5 protein-coding genes are annotated in these 4677 nt (G+C 60.0%); 4 read left to right on the top strand and 1 reads right to left on the bottom strand.

The window, feature by feature from the left end; genetic code table 11:
- Window positions 1-577: substrate-binding domain-containing protein (locus L977_RS02160; RefSeq protein ID WP_047624553.1), on the top strand; the 577-nt coding region annotated here is incomplete at its 5' end.
- Window positions 574-1815, top strand: a complete 1242-nt coding sequence (locus L977_RS02155; protein WP_047624551.1) for an LVIVD repeat-containing protein — start codon at window positions 574-576, stop codon at window positions 1813-1815. The genes L977_RS02160 and L977_RS02155, both read left to right, overlap by 4 nt.
- A 61-nt stretch (window positions 1816-1876) precedes the next feature.
- Here L977_RS02155 and mtnK read toward each other — a convergent pair whose 3' ends face one another.
- Window positions 1877-3076 (bottom strand): S-methyl-5-thioribose kinase, encoded by a 1200-nt coding sequence (mtnK, locus tag L977_RS02150; RefSeq protein WP_047624549.1) that lies wholly within the window; start codon window positions 3074-3076, stop codon window positions 1877-1879.
- A 104-nt stretch (window positions 3077-3180) separates the two neighbouring features.
- Between mtnK and mtnA the strand changes: the two genes are divergently transcribed.
- Together mtnA and L977_RS02140 are read left to right on the top strand one after the other, a co-directional pair.
- Window positions 3181-4197, top strand: a complete 1017-nt coding sequence (gene mtnA / locus L977_RS02145) for an S-methyl-5-thioribose-1-phosphate isomerase (protein ID WP_023336906.1) — start codon at window positions 3181-3183, stop codon at window positions 4195-4197.
- Between the two features lie 42 nt (window positions 4198-4239).
- A partial coding sequence (locus tag L977_RS02140) for an SRPBCC family protein (RefSeq protein WP_047624547.1) occupies window positions 4240-4677 on the top strand: 438 nt, incomplete at its 3' end.

The raw sequence follows: 4677 nt of genomic DNA, 5'->3' as shown, positions 1-4677 counted from the left end.
CGTCAAGCTGTGGGTGGCGGGCTTCCCGCCGATGGAGCGTCGTCAGGCGGCGTACAAGGAACTGCAAAAACAGTATCCGGAGATCAAAGAGCTGGAATCCATTGGCGCGGTCTCCTCTGACGTGCAGGGGGATACTGCCAACAAGGTGGGCGCTATCCTGGCGAAATACCCGAAAGGAAAAATCGACGCTATCTGGGGCACCTGGGATGCCTTCAGCCAGGGCGCGTATAAGGCGCTGAAAGAGAACGGACGCACCGAGATCAAACTCTACAGCATCGATATATCTAACCAGGATCTGCAGCTGATGCGCGAGCCGGGCAGCCCGTGGAAGGTAAGCGTGGCGGTGGATCCGAAGTTGATTGGCGCAACCAACGTGCGTTTGATCGCCAATAAGATTGCCGGAGAAGCGACCCCGGCAACCTATGACTTTAAAGCCGCTTCCATTCCGCAGGCGCTGCTGACCGCCCAGCCGGGTGGGGTGAACGTGGCGTCGCTTGGGAAAATCATTCCGGGCTGGGGCCAGACGGACGATTTTATCGCGCCGTGGTTTGCGACGCTGGAAGCTAAAAATAAATGAGTGTGCTCCCTACGCCCGAATACAGCCGCAATATGCGGCTGATTGGCCATAGCGACCAGGGCGGTCGCCCGGACGGCGTGCAGCTGATGGTGCATCACGGTTTCGCGTATATCGGTCATATGGTGTCGCAGGGTTTTTCCATCGTCGATGTGCGCGACCCGAAAAACCCGAAAGCGGCAGGTTATGTTCCCGCGCCGCCCGGCACCTGGAACGTGCATTTGCAGGCGCATGACGATCTGTTGCTGGTGATCAACGCCCGGGATCTGTTTGCCGATGCCCGCTTTGCCGATGAGAAGGTTTACTACACCCGTCAGGTGGGGGAGACCGTCAGCGACGTGCGGGACAAAGGCTGGAGCGCCGGGCTGCGGGTGTTTGATATCTCTACCCCGGACAAGCCGCGTGAAATCGGTTTTCTTTCGCTGAGCGGCATCGGGATCCACCGTATCTGGTACGTCGGCGGGCGCTGGGCGTACGTGTCGGCGCTGATTGACGGCTTTACCGATTATATCTTTCTGACCATCGACCTGGCCGACCCGCGCAAGCCTGAAGTGGCGGGGCGCTGGTGGCTGCCGGGGATGAACCAGGCCGAAGGGGAAAAGCCCAGTTGGCCCGAAGGGAAGCGCCACGCGCTGCACCACGCGATTATCGCCGGCGATACCGCCTATGGGAGCTGGCGCGACGGTGGCCTGACGCTGCTGGACGTGAAAGACCGCACTCAACCAAAGCTGATTAGCCATCGCAACTGGAGCCCGCCGTTTGGTGGCGGGACGCATACCGCGCTGCCGCTGCCGGACCGTTCCCTGCTGGTGGTGCTCGACGAAGCGGTGCTGGATAACCAGGAGGATGGGGAGAAGCTGATCTGGCTGTTTGATATCCGCGAGCCGTCGAACCCGGTGAGTATCTCGACTTTCCCGCAGCCGGATGAAACCGACTACGTGGCGAAAGGGGCGCACTTTGGGCCGCACAACCTGCACGAGAACCGGCCGGGGAGTTTTGTCAGCTCGACGCTGATTTTTGCCACTTACCAGAACGCGGGCGTACGCGCGTATGACATTTCCAACCCGTATCGCCCGGTGGAGACCGGTGCGCTGGTGCCAGCTGCGCCGGAAAGAATGATGGATACGCGGCCGAATCGCCCGCAGGTGATCCAGTCCTGCGACGTGTTTGTGGATGCTCAGGGGATTATCTACAGCACGGATTATAACGGTGGGTTGTCGGTGATTGAGTATTTGGGGTGAGTGCGGATTGGTGCCCTCACCCCGCCCTCTCCCACAGGGAGAGGGAGAAAACCAGAAGCACTCAGCTGTACTGCCGCACGCGTGCCACCAGCTCTTCCGCGCTGTCGATGCGCTCGGCAATGACAATCAACGCCTTGCCGAGGGTAATCGCATGGCGCAGGCATTCGTGGCGCATGGCGTCATCCTGAATGGTGTCGATATCCGCGACGTGGGAAAGCCCGACGCTGCGGCGAATCAGTTCGGTGCCGCAGAAACCAATGGCGTCATGCCAGACCTTTTTCAGAAACTCGGAAGCATAGCCCGGCGCGCTGAGCGCGGCGTCTCGTGTTTTTTCGTTTGCTAATGCCTGGAAGCGCTCCGCGAAGGTGTTCCACAGAGCCTGAATGTCGATCAGGCGCTGCTCGCGGGCGGCGGCGGCATCGCGAATACCCAGATGCCCCGGCAGGCCGCAGAAGTTGAGCAGCAGGTTGCCAATGGCAGTGCCGACGTCAAAGCCAATCGGGCCAACGTAGCCGAACTCGGCGTCAATGGCCTTCAGGCTGCCGTCCGCCACAAAAATGGAGCCGCTGTGAATATCCCCGTGCAGCAGCGCTTCAGCGTGTGAGAAAAAGCGATGCTTCAGGGAGGCCACGGCAATTTTCAACTGGGCATCGTCGCGCAGGGCGGCGACGTCATTTTCCAGCTCGACCGGGTAGTTGTTGCGTTCGTGGATCTGGTACGGATCGTTGAAGAACAGATCTTCGGTGATCTCACACATCTCCGGGTTGATGAATTTCGCTACCTGCGCTTTTTTCGCGTGCGGATGCAGGTAGAAATCGCTGGTGTGGAACAGCGTGTATGCGAGGTATTCACCCAGCTGACGCGCGGCCTGAGGATAGTGATTGTTTTTAATCAGCTCGCCGCGCCAGATGCGATGGCTGGAGAGATCCTCCATCACCATCACCGCCAGTTCCGGGTCAAAGTGGTGGATTTTCACGGTGTGCTGCGGGCTGTGCTGGTAATGCTCGACCAGGGTTTGCGCCTCCAGACGGGCGCGGTCCAGCGTCAGCGGCCAGGACTCGCCGACACAGCGCACGTAGGGCAGCGCCTGTTTGACGATGACGCGGCTTGTGCCCTGGGCATCGAAAATTTTGAAAACCAGATTGAGGTTGCCGTCGCCCACTTCCTGCGCCTCCACCAGCGAGGAAGGATCGTCGAGTCCACCAAACTGCCTGGCATACTCCACGGCGTCCTGAGCGGTAAAGGTACGGTATTGCGACATGGCCTGCTCCTCACGAGTTTGCTAATAAAGACATGTAGACGTCTATACATCTGGATTTCATCCTGACACAATGTGCTACAACAACGCAACAGGGAATTAACGACATGCAGACATTACAGACGACCAGCCTGCGGGTGGCGGATAATCAGCTCTTTATTCTCGACCAGCAGGCGCTTCCGCAGGAGAAACGCTGGCTTGAGGCCTCCACGGTAGAGACGCTGGTCGGGCATATCCATGCTCTGCGCGTGCGCGGTGCGCCGCTGATTGGTCTCTCTGCAAGCCTGCTGCTGGCATTGCTGGCGGAAAGCGGCAAAAGCCGTGATGAACTCGCCGTGGCGCTGGAAACCCTGCGCGCGTCCCGCCCGACGGCGGTGAACCTGATGAACAACCTTGACCGTATGAAGCTGGCGCTCTGGCAGGAAGATTTCGTTTCGGCGCTGGTGTCTGAAGCGCTGCGCCTGATTTCTGAAGACAGGCAGTTGTGCGACGCTATCGCCCGCGCGGGCAGCGCGCTGGTGACGCCCGGTAGCCGCCTGCTGACCCACTGCAACACCGGCGGGCTGGCAACGGCGGGCGTGGGCACGGCGCTGGGCGTGATTGCCCGCGCCTATCAGGAAGGAAATGTCAGCAACGTCTGGGTGGATGAGACCCGTCCGCTGCTGCAGGGGGGCAGGTTGACCGCGTGGGAGCTGGGCGAGCTGGGCGTGCCGTATCGGCTGATTACCGACTCCATGGCGGCAAGCCTGATGGCCAAAGGACAGGTCGACGCCGTGTGGGTAGGGGCCGATCGCATTGCCGCTAACGGCGACGTGGCGAACAAGATCGGCACCTATTCCCTGGCGGTGCTGGCGAAATTCCACGGCATTCCGTTCTACGTGGCCGCGCCGCAAACGACCCTCGATCCGGACTGCCCGAACGGGGACGCGATCCCGATTGAGCAGCGCGCCGCCAGTGAGGTGACGGGCGTTGCGGGAAGTTTTGGGGCGGTGCAGTGGGCGCCGGAAAACGCCCTGGTCTATAACCCAGCGTTTGACGTTACGCCAGCCTCGTTGATTAGCGGCTGGGTGCTGGATACGGGCGTAGTGACGCCGGAAGAGGTGGCAAACGGGAAATTCGCCTGAGTCCGGCTATCCTTTAAGGGGTTCCCTTTAGAGGACGATATCGTGACGCTTGATCCTGATACTGACTTAAAACTGGAGCGCGTGGTGGATGCACCGCGCGACCTGCTGTGGCTCTGCTGGACCACGCCCGAGCACATCAAAAACTTCTTCATTCCTGCTCCCCATAAAGTGACCGAATGCGACCTCGACCTGCGCGTGGGCGGTCGGTTCAATACCGTATTTGAGGTGGACGGACAGCGGATGGATAACCGGGGTGTGTTTCTTGAAATCGACCCGGGAAAAAAACTGGTCTTTACCGACGGTTATACGGAAGGCTGGAAACCGGCCGAGAAGCCGTTTATGACGGCGATTTTGCTGCTGGAGGAGGTGGGCGAGGGCAAAACCCGCTATACGGCAATTGCGCGCCACCCGACGAAGGAAATTCGTGAGCAGCATGAACAGATGGGCTTCCACGAAGGGTGGGGGATTGTGCTGATGTTC

It is taken from the genome of Enterobacter sp. ZOR0014 (assembly GCF_000798855.1).
Lineage (GTDB): Bacteria > Pseudomonadota > Gammaproteobacteria > Enterobacterales > Enterobacteriaceae > Enterobacter > Enterobacter kobei.
The sequence above is the reverse complement of the archived record's forward strand: the minus strand, read 5'-3'. Positions and strand labels throughout refer to the sequence as shown.